This is a genomic window from Nodularia spumigena CCY9414 (assembly GCF_000340565.2).
GTDB lineage: Bacteria > Cyanobacteriota > Cyanobacteriia > Cyanobacteriales > Nostocaceae > Nodularia > Nodularia spumigena.
In genome coordinates this window covers 3,929,044-3,946,926 of record NZ_CP007203.1, presented here as the reverse complement: position 1 = coordinate 3,946,926, position 17,883 = coordinate 3,929,044, and the positions used below count along the sequence as shown (strand labels likewise).

Below are 17,883 nucleotides of genomic sequence, written 5' to 3'. Positions count from 1 at the left end.
TTGGTATATAATTATTTTTTAATGCCTGTGTAATACTACCATTTTGGTCATTACTGAAAAACTGTACAGTCAGGTCAAACAAACCACCTGTACCAGTACCAGAACGCCCATCGAGACTGTTAGGATTATAAGTTTGGTTGTCATAATCTGAAACAGCAATGTAATAAGTTTGACCTCTGTCCACTCTTAAGCCAATAAAGCTATCAGTGGTATGTCCTTCGTAATAACTGCGATCAACCGAGTCGGGAAAAACTAGACTGGGGTATTCATTATCAGTGAATTCTGTATACACTAACGAGCTATTAAAAGCTAGATCATCATCACTAAAAAATAACTCATTGCCATCTTCATCAAAGACTCTCAGAAATGAATCAACATAGTTATCGTAAGGAGTGTCAATATCTATTAATAAAATGCCATTATCTGGTGCTACCAGTTTGAAAATATCTACATCTGCTGGCCCAATAGTAATCCGTTCATCGGAGTTGGCAATAGGGTCAGAATCCACAATACCCTGAAAATATAAAGGTTCTGAATCTGTACCCAAATTGACAGGAATTGCACCACTGATAATTCCATTGGGATCAGGATTTCTGAGTTGGAAGTTGAGGGAATAATTGCCTGTTGCGGCAGATACACCACTAGCGGCGACATTGGGATTATAGTTGCGATTGTTATAGCCACTGATTCCCGCATAATAAACACCAGACGCAAGGGAGATCTTAATTGCAGAGAAGGTGTCAACGCCTGAGTCGTCATCAAAAGCAATTTCTTCACCTGAAGTGTTAAACAGGCGTAAAAGACTATCAAAATCCGCCGGGTTGTCAGGATGAGAACTAACTTCAATTGTAATTATTCCAGGCGATCGCATTTCAAACCTGATGATATCAACATCTTTATCACCCACTTGCACTGAACCACCATCAATACCAATACTACCCAAAATGGAATTAATCGTAGTAGTACCATCTAAAATTGGCCCAATGTAAGCACCTTGAATAGTGCCATTGGGGTCTCCATTAGGGGCAATGTCCTGAAATAGGCGTTGAACTTCCTGTACAGCATTATAAATATTTAAACGAGGATAATTAGTTGATGTATTTTGAACATTATCATCTTCATCATCGCCATCAAAAATGATGTCTGCGGTGGAGCGCATAATCTGCACAACTTCTGATGAAGTCAAAAAACGCCCCCCAAATTGCATCGCTGCTTCCTGCATCAGAGCCACTGCTCCCGCCACCACAGGAGATGCCATACTTGTTCCAGCCATAGCATCCAGACGGTTTCCCGGTACAGTACTAGTAATCATTGCCCCAGGGGCAAATATTTTGTTGGGTGCATCTAGGCGTTGGGAAAAACTAGTTACGCGATCGGCTCCTGTTGTATAGTCAATTCCTCCCGAACCCCAACGAATGTTTCGATTAATTCCATCTTGCCAGACAGCACCCACAGCTAACGTGCTGAAAATTGCTGGCGCTGCCATATTCTGATACTCATTATTTTTAAATGAATTCCCAGTAGCTGAGACAACAACAACGCCTAATTCTTCCAGTCTTCTCACCTCATCAATTATAATATCACCCGCAGCCTCAGAAACGGACGTATAAAATCCCGCCCCCAGTGACATATTGACAGCCACAATGTTGTAAAGCTCTTTGTTGTCAATCACCCACTGCAAAGCAGCTTGAATATCTGTAGACCTGGCTCCACCTCCATTATTACCAAACACCTTCAAGCCAATTAACTTCACATCAGGTGCAACTCCATATCTAGGATCTGCCGCTCCAACTGTACCTGCTACGTGAGTACCGTGTCCGTCAATATCTTCAGGGTCATTATCTCCATACACAAAGTCCCGGCCAGCGACATAATTGCTATTCAGTAGAGAATGAGTCCCATCTAAACCAGTATCAATAACTGCAACTGCCATCCCACTACCATCAATCCCTACAAAGCGGGAGTCATTACGTAGTTGGGTCAAACCAATCAAATTAAAAGCAGGATTACTCATAACTAAGTAACTCGGTATTTACTGAATATGAGTTTAATACCTATTTAAATATTCGTGCCTAAAGAAAATACATATTTACACAAAACATTGTATTATTACCTGAAAGCTTTACTAATTGGCAGTTGCTTAGGTTTCTAAGACTATTCTCATTAAGCCCCTTTCCTCTTAATTTACTTTAGTTCTTACGTACTAGTTAATCGCTCTTTTCTTGATGTGTGACAGTTGAGGGTGCGGAATGTGGGTTGTAAGTCCCTATTCTCTGATATCAGCATTTACTAATCTGCAAAAGATCCGGATTTATCTGTGTTTATCTGTGGTCGAATAATTCTTGGTGTACCTATTGAGGTGGGAATCGCTATATCAGCATTTACAGCAGTTTTCGGTTAATTAGACCAAAGAGACGTTGTATGGAAAGTCTGTTGTGTGTTTCATTTAGCAGCAAAATTACTGTAAGACATACCTAACTAAATTCGTCGCTGATTCAGTCTGATTTCATCATTTTTGGCCAAATTAAGAGAAAAAATCCCATCCATGTTAAGACAGGTATGGAAACAAGAACTGTTAGCCAAATAGTTTTAAATAATAACCAACTACCGCTCATCAGCATTACACCTGTGAGAAGTATAGACCAGGGCTGACACCACCAAGGTTTGTAGTGCCAAGGACTGAGAGATTTTTCTGCTGACATGGGGTATTAAATGATAATTATCTGGAAATCTCAATGATCTCACGGACTAAGGAAGCTAATTTTTCGGCACTATCAGGAACTGCGATCGCCTTGGCATTTTCTGCCATTTTAGCTAACTCTGTTGGTGATTGTAATAAATTTAAAACTTGAGTTTGTAATATCTCTGTTGTTAACGAAGATTGCTGAAACGTTAAGGCTGCACCAGCTTGAGTAAATACATCTGCATTGTATGTTTGATGGTCTTCGGCAGCAAAGGGGTAAGGAATCAAGATCGCTGGCGTACCACATACACCTAATTCTGTCAAGCTACCAGCCCCAGCCCGACTAATGGCTAAATTGGCTCGTCTTAACAATGCCGCCATATTATCGTAAAACGGTAATGCTATGTATTGTGAATGCTGAAGACTATCTGCTTCAGGATCGCGATCGCCTGTTAAATGTACCACATAAGCACCTGCATCAAACCAAGCCGGAGCGGACTCGCGCACTAACTTATTTACAGCCACAGCACCTTGACTGCCACCAAAGACTACAATTAAAGGCACACCATTAGGAATCGGTAAATCCAGTGATGTATTCAGTCCTTGATCCAAAAATTGAGAACGCACGGGAGTACCCACACAGGCATTTTTGGCACGAGGTAAATACTTACTAGCCTCGGCAAATCCTAAAGCCACCACACTGCACCAAGGGCCAAAAAACCGGGTGACTTTACCGGGTAAGGCGTTCGATTCATGAAAAACTACAGGTAATCCCAGGGAACGCGCTGCAATCACACTCGGTCCTGCAATATAACCCCCAGTGGTGACGACACCTTGAAAATTACCTTGTTTGAGAATGCGCCGTACTTCTAGAATCGCCGCCATCAGCCGACCCAAAATGCGTAGTGTAGACAATCCAAATCCTTGCTGAAACCCTTCAACTGCAATAGTATTCAAAGGATAGTGTTTGGGAACCAGTTGAGTTTCTAAACGATTGGGGACACCCAGCCATTCAATTTCATAGTCTGGCAGTTTCTGCGCCAGTGCGATCGCTGGAAACAAGTGTCCACCAGTCCCACTGGCAGCTATTAATAATTTTATCGGTGCGTTTGCCATCAACACTCTACCGTTTAGCGCCTAGCTTATCTAAGATAAAACAATTTCCTGACGTTCTCTACTCAAATCAGTAAACTCTTACCAAATGACTTACACTACTACTTTGTTACTCAAAAACCAACAGAAATTTCCTCATGGTATGGGGTTAATTTTATCGCTGCTGATACTGAGTATAACTGGTAATTGGCAACCCGCCGAAGCCAAAATATCAGAACCAGTGCAACCCGTCTCTGCTGCTGTTAAAGATGCTCCGACATCCTTAAAACAACTGCTTCGCCAATCCCGAACAGCAAACAGTTTGGCTCAAAGAACACCAAAAGAGGTAATTATCCCCAGCAATGGAGGAGGAGCCACTGAGTTAAAAAATTTGTTAACGCAAATGGATTCAGCCGCCAGCCTTGGCAATCTCAAAGGCGTGATGCAATTTTACAGCCCCAACTTCACCAGTGGAGATGGCTTAAATTTCCCATCTCTAGAAAAATCGCTGATAGCACTTTGGAAAAGATATCCAAAGTTGCGATATAATACACAGTTGCAATCTTGGAAAGCTGAAGGCAATGTGATGGTAGCCGAAACGGTCACTAATATAACTGGCTTACCTTCTGCCCAGAGTGACAATTTAGCTCTCAATGCCACAATTAAATCCCGTCAACGGATTCAAGGTGGGAAAATTGTCTATCAAGAAATTTTATCAGAACGTAGCCTAATGACCTCTGGTAACAAGCCACCGCAAATTGATATCAATTTACCACAGCAAGTCAAAGTAGGGCAGCAGTATAATTTTGATGCGATTCTTCAAGAACCACTGGGTGATGATTTTCTCCTGGGAACCGCAATAGAAGAACCAGTTCAAGTCAATAAATATCTTAATCCCACATCTGTAGATTTAGAATTGCTCACATCTGGGGGACTTTTTAAAGTGGGACGCGCACCATCAACCCCTGGTAGTCATTGGGTTTCGGCGGTAATTCTCCGGGGTGGTGGGATGACTATGGTAACTCAGCGTATGCAAGTTGTGAGGTAGTCCGTGGGGAGTGGGGAGTGGGGAGTGTGGGGAGTGTGGGGAGTGTGGGGAGTAGTTCTTGTCCCTTTTTGAATAGGACTTACGCAAGAACTCTCTGAAATCCTCTTCCCTTCGTGTCCTTCTCCCAAGGGGAGAGGCTAGCGCCAACGTGTCCTTCTCCCTTGGCGCTAGCCTCTCCCTTTGGGAGAAGGGGAGACGCTTCGCGAACGTGGTTCGTTTCTCCATTGCTTGTGGGTAAGTCCTATTGAAGATTAACATTTAAATAATCATGATTTCTCTAGAAAACCGAATTATTCTGATTACTGGTGCGAGTAGTGGTATCGGTACTGCTTGCGCCAAAATCTTTGCTGGTGCGGGTGCAAAATTAATTTTAGCGGCGCGACGCTGGGAACGCTTGGAGGAATTAGCGGATACACTGAACAAAGAGTTTGGCGTGGAGACTCATTTGTTACAGTTAGATGTGCGCGATCGCTCGGCGGTAGAATCTGCCATTTCTAGCTTACCGCCTGCTTGGTCTGACATTGATATTCTGATTAATAATGCTGGTTTGAGTCGCGGTTTAGACAAGCTGCATGAAGGCGACTTTCAAGGGTGGGATGAAATGATTGATACTAATATCAAGGGGTTACTTTATCTTACCCGCTATGTTGTTCCGGGAATGGTGAAACGCGATCGCGGTCATATTGTGAATTTAGGTTCCATTGCTGGACATCAAACTTATCCCGGTGGTAACGTCTACTGTGCGACTAAAGCTGCTGTCAAAGCAATTTCTGAAGGTTTAAAACAAGACTTGTTGGGAACTCCTGTGCGGGTAACTTCCATTGATCCGGGAATGGTAGAAACTGAATTTAGTAATGTGCGTTTTCATGGTGATAATGCACGCGCTGACAAAGTTTACCAAGGAGTTACCCCCCTCACAGCCGATGATGTCGCTGATGTGATATTTTTCTGCGTCACGCGATCGCCTCATGTTAATATCAACGAATTGATCCTCATGCCTGTTGATCAAGCCAGCGCCACCTTAGTTCATCGACAAACATAAAAACTCGAAATCAACCAATACATCAACGAAATCAGAGCCTTTTTTCGTTATTTATCGCCTCACATCCTAAAATTATCATAAAAATGTGTGGGCTGATACAATAATTTCCCAATAACCATTATAGGCTTTTGGAACCCTTTACTTATACCCTTACGGCGGATATTTCCGCTAAAGAAGCACCAGAGCGATCGATAATTACCCTCACAAGTAATTTCTTTTGCCCTGGTGATTTACTTATTTTTAATATTATGAGGATCTTCAGATAAATCCCGTAAATTTTCCTCCAAATCCGGCGATAACTCTAGGGGTGAATTTCCCGAACGAATGTGCAAATCTCGCTGAGGAAAGGGAATTTGGATGTGATACTTCCGGAAAAGTTCTTCAATTCGGAAGTATAAATTACTTTTAATTAAATATTGTTGACTAGGTTTATCAGTCCAAACAAGAAGTACGAAATTTAGGGAACTATCCCCAAACCCAATGAAGAAAATAGTCGGGTTGGGAAATGACAAAATTCCAGTCTCCTCTTGAGCAGCTTCTAACAGAGCCTTCTTGACTGCACTAATATCAGAACCGTAAGCAACACCAACCGGGATACGCAACCGCGAAACTGGATTTTTATAGCTCCAATTAATCACCTTATCTTCTAAAAAGCGAGAGTTAGGTACAATAATGGAAATTTGATCTAAAGTTCTTAATAGGGTACTACGACCACCAATGCGCTCTACAGTTCCTTCGATGTCACCAACCTCCACAAAATCGCCTACCTGAATTGGGCGCTCAAATAACAAAATTACACCACTACCAAAATTTTTAGCAATATCCTGGAAGCCAAAACCAATTCCCACACCCAAAGCACTTGCCAGAATTGTTAGTGAACTTAAATCTAGTCCCCAGACCTGCAATAATACAATCGCGCCCACGAAAATCATTGTATATTTAGTGATAATTGCAATAGCTTCTTGAGCGCCTCTATCTATTCCCGTAAATTGTAAAATTCGAGTTCTCAAAAGGTTTGTTGCTGCACCTGCTAAAATCATTAAACCCAATAACATCGCTATCAAGACTAGCAAATAAACAACGGAATATTGAGTTTTTCCTAAAGTTAAAATGGGAGATGTCAAACTTTGAATCAATTGATTAGACAGACGGTAGCTCCAAATGCGACTAATAGGTAATAAGTTAGTAATGTAGAGAGTTACGCTCACCCAAAGCCATATCCGCGCCGCCAACAGGCTAAAATTAAACAATAAATTTAAAGCTGTGGACGAACTAGAATCTACTTCCGCCTCATCAGGTGATGGGGGTAAGCGTTGCAAAACCGCCTCACGAGAACGTTTCCATAGCCATCCTAAAAGTTTGTGACAGGCAAATGCTACGATCAAAACGCCAATACTTAACAGCAACGCATTGCGAATAAACCCAAAACTTCGCTCTTTCTGAGCTTGCTGTAATACTTTATCTAGTTGCTCCTTCCAAGCTTCTGCTTGTTCTTCTGGAGTCTTATTATTAACCACATCTGCCTGAGTAACAGTCAGCAGATATTTTTGATTTACGATAATTGTTGGCGATTTGTTACGTTCTTGAATTGTTACTTGAACCAATTCCTGAGATGAGACAATTTGACGCAGCCGAAAGTTAATCAAATCTGCCCGTTCTCTGGCTGTAAATTGTTCAGTTTTACCAACTTGAAACACCAAACGACCATCAATACTAACAGGTGCTTCTTCTGTTGCTAATGCAGGTGTAACTATCAAAAAAAGGCTGAGAATAAAAGGAATAAGAAATTTGTAAATCCATAAACGAATTAGGTTTGATGGGTGTGGAATATGTTTTCGATTCATTGAATTGATTGGCTTACTACAGATGTTTTAGATGATAGCCCAGTTGATGAACGGCGCAACAGGTTTGAGTTCTGCAATTATAGCTGGGGAGTGGGGAGTGGGGAGTAGGGTGAAAACCTTTCGGTGTCTAACTTTTATAATCAGTTTATGTCCTAACGTCCTTGGCGGTTGTTATATAGGGAATTCTCAATAAAAAAAACATCCAAAAAGCTGACAAAATAAACTCTTGTAGACTTATAAAAAGAGCTAAAATATGAAATGTATAATTTTACAGTTTACACCATAATTTTTCCAGTGTTTCCCACAGGTTATGAGTCCAGCGCTAGTTCATCGAGTGTTGATTGTTGATTGTTGATAAAGCCGCAATGGTTGTGCTGACTGTAACACCGCATCCAGCAACCCTGGAAACATTGCCTCTAAATCCGCTTGGCGTAATCTATTGATGTGTTGTGTACCTTCTTTATGAGTTAACACAACTCCCGACTCTCGTAAAATTTTAAAATGATTGGACATAGTTGACTTGGCGATCGCAAAATCAAACCCCGCACAACACTGTTCTCCCTGAGTCGCCAGTAACCGCACAATCTCTAGCCGCACAGGATCGCCCAAAGCATACAGCACTCCTGGTAAAGAAATATCTTTTCGGTCTGGGTGATATAAGAATTTCATCATTGCATTATCTCTTTAAATGCCGTATATTTTGTTTATTCGATAAAATCGAACAATTGAATTAAATCAGGAGGCAATTATGTCATCTGTTACAAATGTTACAGAAGCCACATTTAAAAAAGAAGTCCTGGAAAGTGAAATACCAGTATTAGTGGACTTTTGGGCCCCTTGGTGTGGTCCCTGTCGGATGGTGACTCCAGTTGTAGATGAAGTTGCTGGGGAATATGCAGGACAGGTAAAAGTGGTAAAATTGAACACAGATCAAAACCCCACTGTTGCCAGCCATTACGGAATTCGGAGCATTCCCACGCTCATGGTATTTAAGGGGGGACGACAAGTTGATATAGTGGTGGGTGCAGTACTAAAAACTACCTTAACTCAAACTTTAGGGCAGCATATTCAACAATAATAGCTTAGGGTTGGAGATATTCACCGGAATCGGCTGACTGTGCCAATGAAAAATCGTGGCATCTCTGTTGTAAATCTCATGTAAAAAAAGTCCCCAATTCCTTCAATTAGCCATGAATAGCGGGATTGCGGCGCAAGTGAAGGAAATATCGGTGCTGAGGATTTTGATGGGGCGATCGCTATTTTAGTCTTTGAGAAAACCCGATAAAACCTCACCCCAACTGTATTCTTAGTAACAATAAGCCGCAGAAATCTTATAAAATAGTTAACTTCTATTAATATTTAGTCATACTAATTCGTAATTCTTAAACCAATGATTGAGCTTTACTATTGGACAACCCCCAATGGACATAAAATTACCATATTTCTGGAAGAAGTCGGATTACCATACACAATTATTCCGGTAAATATTGGGGCTGGAGAACAATTTCAACCGGAATTTCTCCAGATTTCTCCTAATAATCGCATCCCCGCAATTGTTGACCATGAACCTGTAACCGGCAATGAGCCGATTTCCGTGTTTGAGTCTGGCGCAATTTTGCTGTATTTAGCCGAAAAAACCCAAAAATTGATTCCTGAAAATGTGCGCGATCGCGTTGAAGTCCTCCAGTGGTTATTCTGGCAAATGGGGGGTTTAGGGCCAATGGCCGGACAAAACCATCATTTTAACAAATACGCTCCCGAAAAAATTGAATATGCCATTAACCGCTATGTCAAAGAAACAGGACGTTTATATGCGGTATTAAATAAGCGCCTAGCAGATAGAGAATTTGTAGCTGGCGATTATTCCATAGCAGATATAGCCGCCTATCCGTGGATTGTCCCCCATAACAGCCAAAGCCAGAAACTAGAAGATTTTCCCCACCTAAAGCGGTGGTTTGAAACAATTCAAAGTCGTCCGGCGACTATTCGCGCTTACGCCAAAGCAGAACCATTCAAAAATCAAGAACTTGACCTTGAAAAATCACGAGATTTGTTATTTAACCAATCAGCAAATACAGTTCAAATTTAGCAATTGCACTCCCCTCTCCTTCTCCCTTGGCGTTAGCCTCTCCCTTTGGGAGAAGAGCAAGTCCTAAGTTGACAATTTCATAGACAAAACTATACTTATATTGACAAAAATCAATATATATTTTAGGAAAAAATCAACTACTTGATATATAATACGGTGATATCAAGTATTGAATTGAGACTATTGCCGACGCGAAAACCAAGCAATGATGGTGGTAGTCTTTTTCAGAAACTTAATTGGAACACAATCGCGTCTGGCTAAGGCGTGAAAGTCTACTGAGGGATAACTGCTCCCATGCTCCCGTTGAAGTAGAAAGTAAAGTCTAGTTTTGTCTAGGTTTTATATAGCAGGGAAACGCTACGCGAAAGCAAGGCTAAGGTTTACACACAAGTCGGGAAATTCTCTTTTGGATTATAAAACCCCACCCCTAGCCCCTCCAGTGCAAGCGAGGAGGGGAACTGGATTGACCGAAAAACGAGACGCAAGCCCCTGACTTTAGGCATGGGGAGAAGGCGGTAAGAACTTTTAAGTTCCGTCAAACGATTGCGTGGCTTTAGCCACAGTGTTAAAATAGATTAGCGAGAAAACAAGTAGGAATAACCTTCAGCGCATTGAAGTATCCTAGTACGGAGCAATCCCGGCAACGGACATATCCGACTCGATTCGGAATAGTTAAAGGGCGAATAATGGCAGGATATGGAGCGTTCATCTTTAAAATATGAAGGACTCAGAAAGTATGCGCGAATGAGAGCAAAAGCTCTTTGAGTGAGTAGAGGGATACTTGAATGTCCCGTTGTCGCCTTTTTCAGGTAGGCAAGAATCCCCTGGCTTTAGACGTGGGGAGGTTCAAAAATTAGACGAGAAGTGAATTCATGTAACGCACCAGTCGCAGAGAATAAGAGTTAAAGAAATGTAAGTTAATTTTTCTTGTACAGTCCTATGATGGAATTAAGCTGTTTAAGTGGTTAGAGTATTCAAGATGGTTTCCACCGAACTACTTAGTAAACTCCAAGGACTCAACCGTGCCGATAAATTATACATTGTTCAGGTTTTAATTTCAGAATTAGCCCAACAAGAAGCTGATCTAATTAAACCAAAGCAATCTTATCCCGTTTGGTCTCCCTACGATGCTTTTGAGGCAGCAAACACGATGCTAGAAGTTTTGCAAGCTACCAAAGATCAAAACAATGTCTAATGTCGAACAATTTACCTTCATCAATGCTGATACAACTTTGGGCGAGGCTGGTTTTCGCCCGTATATGCCCATAACACTTGTGAACCAAGAATCTTCAATCACAATATCAGCGTTGTTAGATACAGGTGCGACAGTAAATGTACTACCTTATACAGTAGGTCTTGATTTGGGGTATGTTTGGGAACGTCAGACAGCAACTTTGAATTTGACAGGCAATTTGGCTCAGTATGAGGCTCGCGTTGTAGTTATTCAAGCCAGAATTGGTAAATTTGAACCTGTACAACTTGTATTTGCTTGGACAAAAGCTATGCAAGTTCCCCTCATTTTAGGGCAAGTTAATTTTTTTATGGAGTTTGACGTTTGTTTTTATCGCTCACAACTATATTTTGCAGTAAGTCAGAAGAAGACAGTCTCAGAATAGTTGTTACAGCACAACGCAGCATAAATAAAATCAACCATTAAAGCTAAATTATTATTAATATAATTATTACGGCAAAACCCGCACTAATCCAAAGATATAGTCTATGCAGCTACTTCAAACAACCGACAAAGATTTTTCTGTGAGATTTAAAGCCTTGGTGAGCGATCGCCGGGAAGCTACGGTTGATGTTAGTGGTACAGTTAAAGATATTCTCGCTGATGTGAAAGTGCGCGGTGATGCCGCAGTTCAGGAATATACTACTAAGTTTGATCATTACTCTCCCCCATCTTTACATCTGAGTGCTGATTTTATTGCGGAACGCGCAGCACAATGTCCGCCAGATGTCAAGGACGCGCTGGAATTAGCTGCGGAAAGAATTGGGTTTTTTCATCAAAAGCAACTACCCCAAAATATTGGCTATACGGATACAGCCGGGGTGAAACTGGGATTAAATTGGGTTTCTCTTTCCCAGGTGGGGATTTATGTCCCCGGAGGACGCGCCAGTTATCCGAGTTCTGTACTGATGAACGCTTTACCTGCTAAAATTGCGGGGGTGGAAAGAATCGTTATGGCAGTACCTATGCCTGGCGGTGAAATTAATCCGGCTGTGCTTGCAGCTGCCCAAATTGCTGGGGTGAAGGAAATTTATAGTATGGGAGGGGCGCAGGCGATCGCTGCTTTAGCTTATGGTACTATCAGCCTCAACCCTGTAGATAAAATTGTCGGTCCTGGTAACGCCTATGTTGCAGAAGCGAAACGTCAGGTATTTGGGACTGTAGGTATTGACAGCGTAGCCGGACCTTCGGAAATTTTGGTGGTAGCAGATAGCCAAAATAACCCAGAGTGGATAGCCTGGGATTTACTTTCGCAAGCTGAACACGACCCCAGCGCCCAATCTATTTTAATTACTGATTCTGCCAGCTTTGCAGAAAAAGTGATCGCAGCTATTGAGCAAATTCTCGTAAATCTACCGACAAAGGAAGTAGCTAGAACCAGTTGGGAAAAACATGGTGCAATCATTCTGGTAGAAGATTTAGCTGATAGTATCCCCCTACTCAATCAGTTAGCACCCGAACACGTAGAATTATGTGTAGATAACCCCCAAGAGCTTGCTAATCAAATTAAATGTGCCGGGAGTATCTTTTTGGGACGTTATACCCCAGAAGCCATTGGCGATTATTTAGGGGGACCAAATCATGTTCTACCCACCGCTCGTTCTGCTCGTTTTGCTTCTGGCTTGAGTGTCTACGATTTTCTCAAGAGAATTACTTATTTAGAATGTAATCAACAAGCACTGCAAACCATCGGTAAAGCCGCCGTAACTCTCGCAGCAGCCGAAGGTTTACCGGCTCATGGCGGTAGCGTTTCTGTGCGCCTTCATTAAAAGAACCTCACCCCCAGCCCCTCTCCTTACTAAGGAGAGGGGAGCTTTTGACGCAATTCAACTGTGGGCTAAATTACGAATTACGAATTACGAATTAATTAACTACTTGACTACCATGACTGCGAGGATCATCTTGATTGTTGGCGGGTGTAACAGGGGCGCGAAATTGGGAAACTTGTCCGCTAGTTTTAGCATAGGGTAAGGAGGAACCAGCCACCAACGCGTCTAAGTTACTAGCCATGACTGTATGGGGTTGGTCTCCGATGGTTTGGGCGATGGTTTCGCCATTTTCAGCTAAAAATACAAAGTGGGGAATGCCATCTACTCGATATTTCAGCATTTCCGGTAGCCATTTGGTGTTGTCTACGTTCAACATCACAAAGTTTACCTTCTCAGCATACTCCTGTTCAAGTTCGGCAATATCAGGAGCCATTTTTTGACAGACTGTACACCAGTTAGCGTAAAACTCGACTATTGAGGGTTTACCGTTGCTAATGGCTACTTCTAGAGGTGTGGATGCTTGGTCTAAGTCGGCTAAGGAGGTGGAATTTGTCTCTGTTCTCAATCCTAAGACTAAAGCAACACTCAGAGCGATCGCCACTATAGCAATTAAGAAGTTTCTCACCCTCTTCCCAGTTGTGGTTTCAGGCTTAGGGGTAGAATTGATATGGGTTTCTGTAGTCATAGGAAATTTATTAAAACTTATTAAGCACTTTCATTTTTTAGTTTAACGTTTTCTGCTTCTGCGGCTTTAGCAAGTCACACTAAGCTAGAAAAGAAACTTACTCTCTGCTAAACCTGTGAAAAAACGAGTTACCCTCACTTTTCCCAAACGCGCTATTCAAATGCCGGTGACTTACCTACTAGCAAAAGAATTTAATGTGGCTGCAAATATTATCCGCGCCCAAGTTGCACCAAATCAAATTGGTAAACTTGTGGTAGAATTGTCTGGAGATATTGATCGCTTAGATGAAGCTATTGAATGGATGCGATCGCGTCATATCAATGTTTCCCATAATTTAGGCGAAATTGTCATTGATGAAGATGTCTGTGTCCATTGTGGTTTGTGTACTGGGGTTTGCCCAACAGAAGCCCTGACTTTGCAGCCAGAAACATTCAAATTGACTTTCACGCGATCGCGCTGTATTGTTTGTGAACAATGTATCCCTACCTGTCCAGTACAAGCAATTTCCACAAATCTGTAATTAGAAAAATAATTTAAATCGTGCCAACTGAGTTGCAATGGCTCCAGTCAGCATTTTACCCAGTTCCGCACTGTCTTGAAATTGCACAATTTGCTGTGTGGGCAAATCAAAGGGAAATTCCCCCTCAAAGTCTGGGTGTTGCATCTGCGCTAACAAAATTTGTTCAGAACGCTTACTCTCAATTGCATAGCCAATTTCTACACAGACATTAGGACTTGGTATTAATTGGTTACTTTCTTTACCAGAAATGCTCGCGATGGGAGTAGTATCTGCAATAAACAGCAAACTCCTGCGGATTTTTCTCATCATAGCACGGTTGAGTCGGATGGGAGCATTCCTGGGACGGTAAGCTTCTACTAATGTGAGAGTTTGGCGCGATCGCAAGTTTAAAGAATCTAAACTTTTGTGTAGTTCCTCTCGCAGGGCATCACTGGCTGGCGGATACTCAGTTTGGGAGCATAAAAAAATCGTTGGTTCTAACTGAGCTAACAATGCTTGTTTGGTAAAATAAATTTCATGACTAATCAAGTCAATGTTAGCTACGCAATAGCCACCACTACCTTCAATATAAAATTCAATATTTTCGCCTTCTAGATAACGCCCAAACCAAGTTGATTGCTTAACATGGTCAATATCTTCGAGAAAGTCGGCTCGTAATGCTGATTTTAGCAGACTTTTTTTACTGAGGCGAATATCTGGGGGACGTTTCTCCAGTTCTGCTATCGGCTCATATTCGGAAATATACCAAGCTCTCAGCGCAATAATTGACATAAATAAGGCGCTATCTCAAATTTCTATAATTATTTAGCTTCTAATTATTTTACACCAAATTGTCACTATTTAAACAACAACACCCAAACTTCTACTAGCTGTAATGATTTCCTCACCTTGTTTACTCTATCCAGGGATATAATCAGTTGCATAACTTTAAACAAGTAATGAAAACTAATTACAGCGCCCCCTGATTTTCAATATTTGAGTAAATATCAGCGTTCGCGTTGGGTGTTGTGGGTTCGGACGAGACAGATATTAAGTTAAACAGCGTTTTTACCTCTTCTTCTATTCAACATTTAGCTGTTGCATCTGCCAGGGAAGCTTTTTAGCTTCAATTACTAGAATAGCAAGATATAGATGAACCTGGATATTTTTGCAATTAAACTTTACTTATAATGCTCAGAAAAGTAAATATATCTATTTACAGGTTGTGTCTATAGCAGTTCTTACCTCAATAGGTACTATATATAGCAACCGCCAAGGACGTTAGGACATAAACTGATCATAAAAGTTAGACACCGAAAGGTTTTTACCCTACTCCCTACAGACCACTCCCCACTCCCCAACTATACAAGAATTATTCGACCACAGATGGACACAGATAAACACTGATAAATTCGGAGCTTTTGCAGACTCGTAAACGCTATATGCTTTTGACCCAACCGCACGATTATATATTAACAATGATGCTGTTCTATGGCAGTGTTTTCGAGATTGTATATTGAATATGGCATGGGTCTATCTGCCGATAGTTGATAGTCTCTGTTGGCAGATATTTGCCTGTTTCTCGTGACTTGAGCGGTGATAGTCCGATTTTTCCCCCAGCTACATCTACTATGGAACGTTGCCGTGTTGATAGAAACATTTCTCTGGCTTCTTTGGGGATATCATCTGCGGTAAAGTGCAACCCTAAGAGCGATGGTAGACGCTGTTGATGAATCGATTCGGCAACGACTTCACCGCTACCATCAGCGTCAAATCTATACACCATTACCCGGTCTGTGTCCAAAAATAAACGCACTTCGGCAACAGTAGCTGCTAGTATCTTTTGCAGTTCGAACGATCGCCTAATCTGATTTGTGATCCGATGCAATAAATTTTCCTGGTTAAAGGTTGATCGCAAACCACTGGAGTCATCGGTAAATCCCATTGCTGGCACACTTAAAAATTGATACAACGACATTTTTAAAACCCTGTAATAGTCAAGAATTACTAGTGGCAATCCTAATTTTTTACGGGTCTAAGATTAAGAAAGAATTATTAATAATAACTTAATCTTATATTTTTGATAGGGCAATGTATAGACTAAGATTATCTAAATGATAAGATTGCAAATATTTCTCTAGATTTTTTCCTAAAAAAAATTTAACATTTTACAGCAATTCACTCACTAATTTAAAATTGGTGTTTTACTAAAAATTGTGGATTATGGGGAATGAAAACATTCCCCTGGCGCAGCAAATATTTAATTACTTCTAACTAATCTAACTTATTCTCCCCAGAAATGACTGTAAAAAGTTGCGATTTGCGAATTTCTGCACGCACACCCATGAGGATTTTACCAAGATGGTTTTGACCAGTTTTTTCTGCCCCACAGCCCCAGAAATAATCGTTGGGCGAATTTTCCACCAGTGTCTCATTACCTGTGCTAAGAAGAATGTCTTTAATCTCCAAATGACTCAGAAACTTGTTGAGTACAGCTTCTCGCATAACTTTAGTTTTGACCATCTCCCAGTCTGGACGGAGTTGGCGAGTGCGACAACGCCCCAAAGCAGCAGCCTCTTCGGGAGTTTCGGCAGCATGGATCACAGGTATAATGACTGCATCCACAGTACCCACAAACTTTTGCGCTTGATAATAATGCTCCACCGTTGACCAATAAGTACCATGAATTTGGATACCGTGGGGAGAAAAGTTAGAAAAACAGCCATAAGGCTGCCACACCTTGTAAAAGTATATGGTCATTTGAAAATTGCTCTTTATTATATCAATATCTATGATGCCTGTAGATGCTAACAATAAGTTGTCAACTTTAGGCCTAAAGCTAGCACTTGTCTCAAGACAGAAGATATTACTGGCAGAAAAATTCTATTGTGGTAAAAATTCTGTCTGTGAGGTTGAGAATGGCGGTAAATAGTGAAAATGGTTATAATTCTATGCCCTTGATTATTGCCGGCATTTTCCTGGGACTGGGTTTAGGAGGCTTCGTTGATGGTATTTTGTTGCATCAAATTCTGCAATGGCATCATATGTTAAGCAATGTTTGTCCGCTCAAAACTGTCTCAAACATAGATTTGAACATGGTATGGGATGGCTTGTTTCATGCCTTTGACTGGGTAATGACCGTGGTAGGAGTGGCGTTACTGTGGCGCGCTGGAGGTCGTGCAGATGTTCCTTGGTCAACAAATACTTTTGTGGGGTCTTTGCTCATCGGTGCAGGTTTATTCAATTTCGTTGAAGGACTTATTGACCACCAAATTCTCGGTATTCACCATGTAAAACCAGGGCCAAATCAGTTAGTTTGGGATTTAGGATTTCTGCTGTCCGGTCTGCTCATGGTTGTCATCGGTGGGATCATGCTAAAACATCAAAATAGACATCTCCAACAAAGAATGTAGGGACAATACCTATGAAGCTCTGATTTCGCTTATGGTCAGGACTTACGCAATAATTGCCAAAAATCTTGATTTATCGTTCGCGTAGCGTGCGCGATGCCCGCAAGGGCTGTAGAACGCCAATAAAACGTAAATTATACGTAAGTCCTATATACATCTAGTATTTGTTTTTGAATAACAAAAAATCAACACTAAATCAATCTTTATCACCCGCTCACAATCCTCACCCTAAATGTCAGGAGTAGCAAAAACAATCAAAATTTATTTCAAGAGTAAGATATTCTAACCTAAATTATAAATCATAGGTATAATGAGTTTAAATTTTATTTAATCAGAAGTATTAGCCAGGGAATCAAAACTTTATTCATTTGAACTTTTTGTTAAATATCTTATTATTTTTAATGTAAGTATATTCAAGTGGTATAGTAATGCGCTTTGATTTTTGAACTTACTTGCGTAGGTGGGGACTGGGGAGTTACTTCGACTGCGCT

18 protein-coding genes are annotated in these 17,883 nt (G+C 41.2%); 9 read left to right on the top strand and 9 right to left on the bottom strand.

The features are described from left to right. The 3 genes from NSP_RS17185 to murG all read right to left on the bottom strand — a co-directional run. Nucleotides 1-2,014: S8 family peptidase (locus NSP_RS17185; protein ID WP_044482779.1), on the bottom strand; the 2,014-nt coding region annotated here is incomplete at its 3' end. 481 nt (nucleotides 2,015-2,495) lie between these two features. After that, nucleotides 2,496-2,702 carry a DUF6737 family protein gene (locus NSP_RS17180; protein WP_006199207.1) on the bottom strand — a complete coding sequence of 69 codons (207 nt, stop codon included), beginning with the start codon at nucleotides 2,700-2,702 and terminating at the stop codon, nucleotides 2,496-2,498. Nucleotides 2,703-2,719: 17 nt separating this feature from the next. Further along, on the bottom strand, nucleotides 2,720-3,799 hold the full coding sequence (gene murG / locus NSP_RS17175; RefSeq protein WP_006199206.1) for an undecaprenyldiphospho-muramoylpentapeptide beta-N-acetylglucosaminyltransferase: 1,080 nt from the start codon (nucleotides 3,797-3,799) through the stop codon (nucleotides 2,720-2,722). Between the two features lie 85 nt (nucleotides 3,800-3,884). On the opposite strand from murG, the gene NSP_RS17170 reads away from it, so the two are divergent. Both NSP_RS17170 and NSP_RS17165 read left to right on the top strand, forming a co-directional pair. Next, entirely contained in the window at nucleotides 3,885-4,823 is a 939-nt protein-coding gene (locus NSP_RS17170; protein WP_006199205.1) for a hypothetical protein, read from the top strand. A gap of 268 nt (nucleotides 4,824-5,091) precedes the next feature. Next, nucleotides 5,092-5,865: an SDR family oxidoreductase gene (locus NSP_RS17165; protein WP_006197499.1), complete on the top strand. Its 774-nt coding sequence runs from the start codon at nucleotides 5,092-5,094 to the stop codon at nucleotides 5,863-5,865. A gap of 230 nt (nucleotides 5,866-6,095) precedes the next feature. Here the strand turns inward: NSP_RS17165 and NSP_RS17160 are convergent, their stop codons facing one another. Both NSP_RS17160 and NSP_RS17155 read right to left on the bottom strand, forming a co-directional pair. Further along, on the bottom strand, nucleotides 6,096-7,709 hold the full coding sequence (locus tag NSP_RS17160; protein WP_006197498.1) for a mechanosensitive ion channel family protein: 1,614 nt from the start codon (nucleotides 7,707-7,709) through the stop codon (nucleotides 6,096-6,098). 327 nt (nucleotides 7,710-8,036) lie between these two features. Beyond that, the gene (locus NSP_RS17155) at nucleotides 8,037-8,378 is read right to left on the bottom strand and encodes an ArsR/SmtB family transcription factor (RefSeq protein WP_006197497.1); all 342 of its coding nucleotides are present in this window, start codon (nucleotides 8,376-8,378) and stop codon (nucleotides 8,037-8,039) included. A 79-nt stretch (nucleotides 8,379-8,457) separates the two neighbouring features. On the opposite strand from NSP_RS17155, the gene trxA reads away from it, so the two are divergent. The 5 genes from trxA (at nucleotide 8,458) to hisD (ending at nucleotide 12,798) form a co-directional block, all read left to right on the top strand. Then, entirely contained in the window at nucleotides 8,458-8,787 is a 330-nt protein-coding gene (gene trxA / locus NSP_RS17150; protein ID WP_006197496.1) for a thioredoxin, read from the top strand. 312 nt (nucleotides 8,788-9,099) lie between these two features. Beyond that, the gene (locus NSP_RS17145) at nucleotides 9,100-9,798 is read left to right on the top strand and encodes a glutathione binding-like protein (protein WP_006197495.1); all 699 of its coding nucleotides are present in this window, start codon (nucleotides 9,100-9,102) and stop codon (nucleotides 9,796-9,798) included. A 979-nt stretch (nucleotides 9,799-10,777) separates the two neighbouring features. Next, nucleotides 10,778-10,993: a hypothetical protein gene (locus NSP_RS17140; protein WP_006195051.1), complete on the top strand. Its 216-nt coding sequence runs from the start codon at nucleotides 10,778-10,780 to the stop codon at nucleotides 10,991-10,993. Beyond that, on the top strand, nucleotides 10,986-11,414 hold the full coding sequence (locus NSP_RS17135; RefSeq protein ID WP_006195050.1) for an aspartyl protease family protein: 429 nt from the start codon (nucleotides 10,986-10,988) through the stop codon (nucleotides 11,412-11,414). The genes NSP_RS17140 and NSP_RS17135 overlap by 8 nt, the downstream gene beginning before the upstream one ends. Before the next feature lie 103 nt (nucleotides 11,415-11,517). Then, the gene (gene hisD, locus NSP_RS17130) at nucleotides 11,518-12,798 is read left to right on the top strand and encodes a histidinol dehydrogenase (protein ID WP_006195049.1); all 1,281 of its coding nucleotides are present in this window, start codon (nucleotides 11,518-11,520) and stop codon (nucleotides 12,796-12,798) included. A gap of 94 nt (nucleotides 12,799-12,892) precedes the next feature. Here the strand turns inward: hisD and NSP_RS17125 are convergent, their stop codons facing one another. After that, on the bottom strand, nucleotides 12,893-13,483 hold the full coding sequence (locus NSP_RS17125; RefSeq protein WP_006195048.1) for a thioredoxin family protein: 591 nt from the start codon (nucleotides 13,481-13,483) through the stop codon (nucleotides 12,893-12,895). A gap of 115 nt (nucleotides 13,484-13,598) precedes the next feature. Between NSP_RS17125 and NSP_RS17120 the strand changes: the two genes are divergently transcribed. Next, nucleotides 13,599-14,003 carry an NIL domain-containing protein gene (locus tag NSP_RS17120; RefSeq protein WP_006195047.1) on the top strand — a complete coding sequence of 135 codons (405 nt, stop codon included), beginning with the start codon at nucleotides 13,599-13,601 and terminating at the stop codon, nucleotides 14,001-14,003. Here the strand turns inward: NSP_RS17120 and NSP_RS17115 are convergent, their stop codons facing one another. The 3 genes from NSP_RS17115 to NSP_RS17105 form a co-directional block, all read right to left on the bottom strand. Further along, on the bottom strand, nucleotides 14,004-14,774 hold the full coding sequence (locus NSP_RS17115; protein WP_006195046.1) for a hypothetical protein: 771 nt from the start codon (nucleotides 14,772-14,774) through the stop codon (nucleotides 14,004-14,006). Between the two features lie 697 nt (nucleotides 14,775-15,471). After that, nucleotides 15,472-15,960: a GAF domain-containing protein gene (locus tag NSP_RS17110; protein WP_006195045.1), complete on the bottom strand. Its 489-nt coding sequence runs from the start codon at nucleotides 15,958-15,960 to the stop codon at nucleotides 15,472-15,474. A 296-nt stretch (nucleotides 15,961-16,256) separates the two neighbouring features. Further along, complete coding sequence (locus tag NSP_RS17105) at nucleotides 16,257-16,742, bottom strand: NADAR family protein (protein ID WP_006195044.1); 486 nt, start codon at nucleotides 16,740-16,742, stop codon at nucleotides 16,257-16,259. A 158-nt stretch (nucleotides 16,743-16,900) separates the two neighbouring features. On the opposite strand from NSP_RS17105, the gene NSP_RS17100 reads away from it, so the two are divergent. Continuing rightward, the gene (locus NSP_RS17100; protein ID WP_006195042.1) at nucleotides 16,901-17,395 is read left to right on the top strand and encodes a DUF2243 domain-containing protein; all 495 of its coding nucleotides are present in this window, start codon (nucleotides 16,901-16,903) and stop codon (nucleotides 17,393-17,395) included. Nucleotides 17,396-17,883: the final 488 nt, after the last annotated feature.

Coding starts and splice junctions, on each gene's coding strand:
- NSP_RS17115 (WP_006195046.1), bottom strand. CDS start 14,774: ATGTCAATTATTGCGCTGAGAGCTTGGTATATTTCCGAATATGAGCCG.
- NSP_RS17135 (WP_006195050.1), top strand. CDS start 10,986: ATGTCTAATGTCGAACAATTTACCTTCATCAATGCTGATACAACTTTG.
- NSP_RS17170 (WP_006199205.1), top strand. CDS start 3,885: ATGACTTACACTACTACTTTGTTACTCAAAAACCAACAGAAATTTCCT.
- NSP_RS17165 (WP_006197499.1), top strand. CDS start 5,092: ATGATTTCTCTAGAAAACCGAATTATTCTGATTACTGGTGCGAGTAGT.
- NSP_RS17155 (WP_006197497.1), bottom strand. CDS start 8,378: ATGAAATTCTTATATCACCCAGACCGAAAAGATATTTCTTTACCAGGA.
- trxA (WP_006197496.1), top strand. CDS start 8,458: ATGTCATCTGTTACAAATGTTACAGAAGCCACATTTAAAAAAGAAGTC.
- NSP_RS17110 (WP_006195045.1), bottom strand. CDS start 15,960: ATGTCGTTGTATCAATTTTTAAGTGTGCCAGCAATGGGATTTACCGAT.
- NSP_RS17180 (WP_006199207.1), bottom strand. CDS start 2,702: ATGTCAGCAGAAAAATCTCTCAGTCCTTGGCACTACAAACCTTGGTGG.
- NSP_RS17140 (WP_006195051.1), top strand. CDS start 10,778: ATGGTTTCCACCGAACTACTTAGTAAACTCCAAGGACTCAACCGTGCC.
- NSP_RS17105 (WP_006195044.1), bottom strand. CDS start 16,742: ATGACCATATACTTTTACAAGGTGTGGCAGCCTTATGGCTGTTTTTCT.
- hisD (WP_006195049.1), top strand. CDS start 11,518: ATGCAGCTACTTCAAACAACCGACAAAGATTTTTCTGTGAGATTTAAA.
- NSP_RS17100 (WP_006195042.1), top strand. CDS start 16,901: ATGGCGGTAAATAGTGAAAATGGTTATAATTCTATGCCCTTGATTATT.
- NSP_RS17125 (WP_006195048.1), bottom strand. CDS start 13,483: ATGACTACAGAAACCCATATCAATTCTACCCCTAAGCCTGAAACCACA.
- murG (WP_006199206.1), bottom strand. CDS start 3,799: ATGGCAAACGCACCGATAAAATTATTAATAGCTGCCAGTGGGACTGGT.
- NSP_RS17145 (WP_006197495.1), top strand. CDS start 9,100: ATGATTGAGCTTTACTATTGGACAACCCCCAATGGACATAAAATTACC.
- NSP_RS17160 (WP_006197498.1), bottom strand. CDS start 7,709: ATGAATCGAAAACATATTCCACACCCATCAAACCTAATTCGTTTATGG.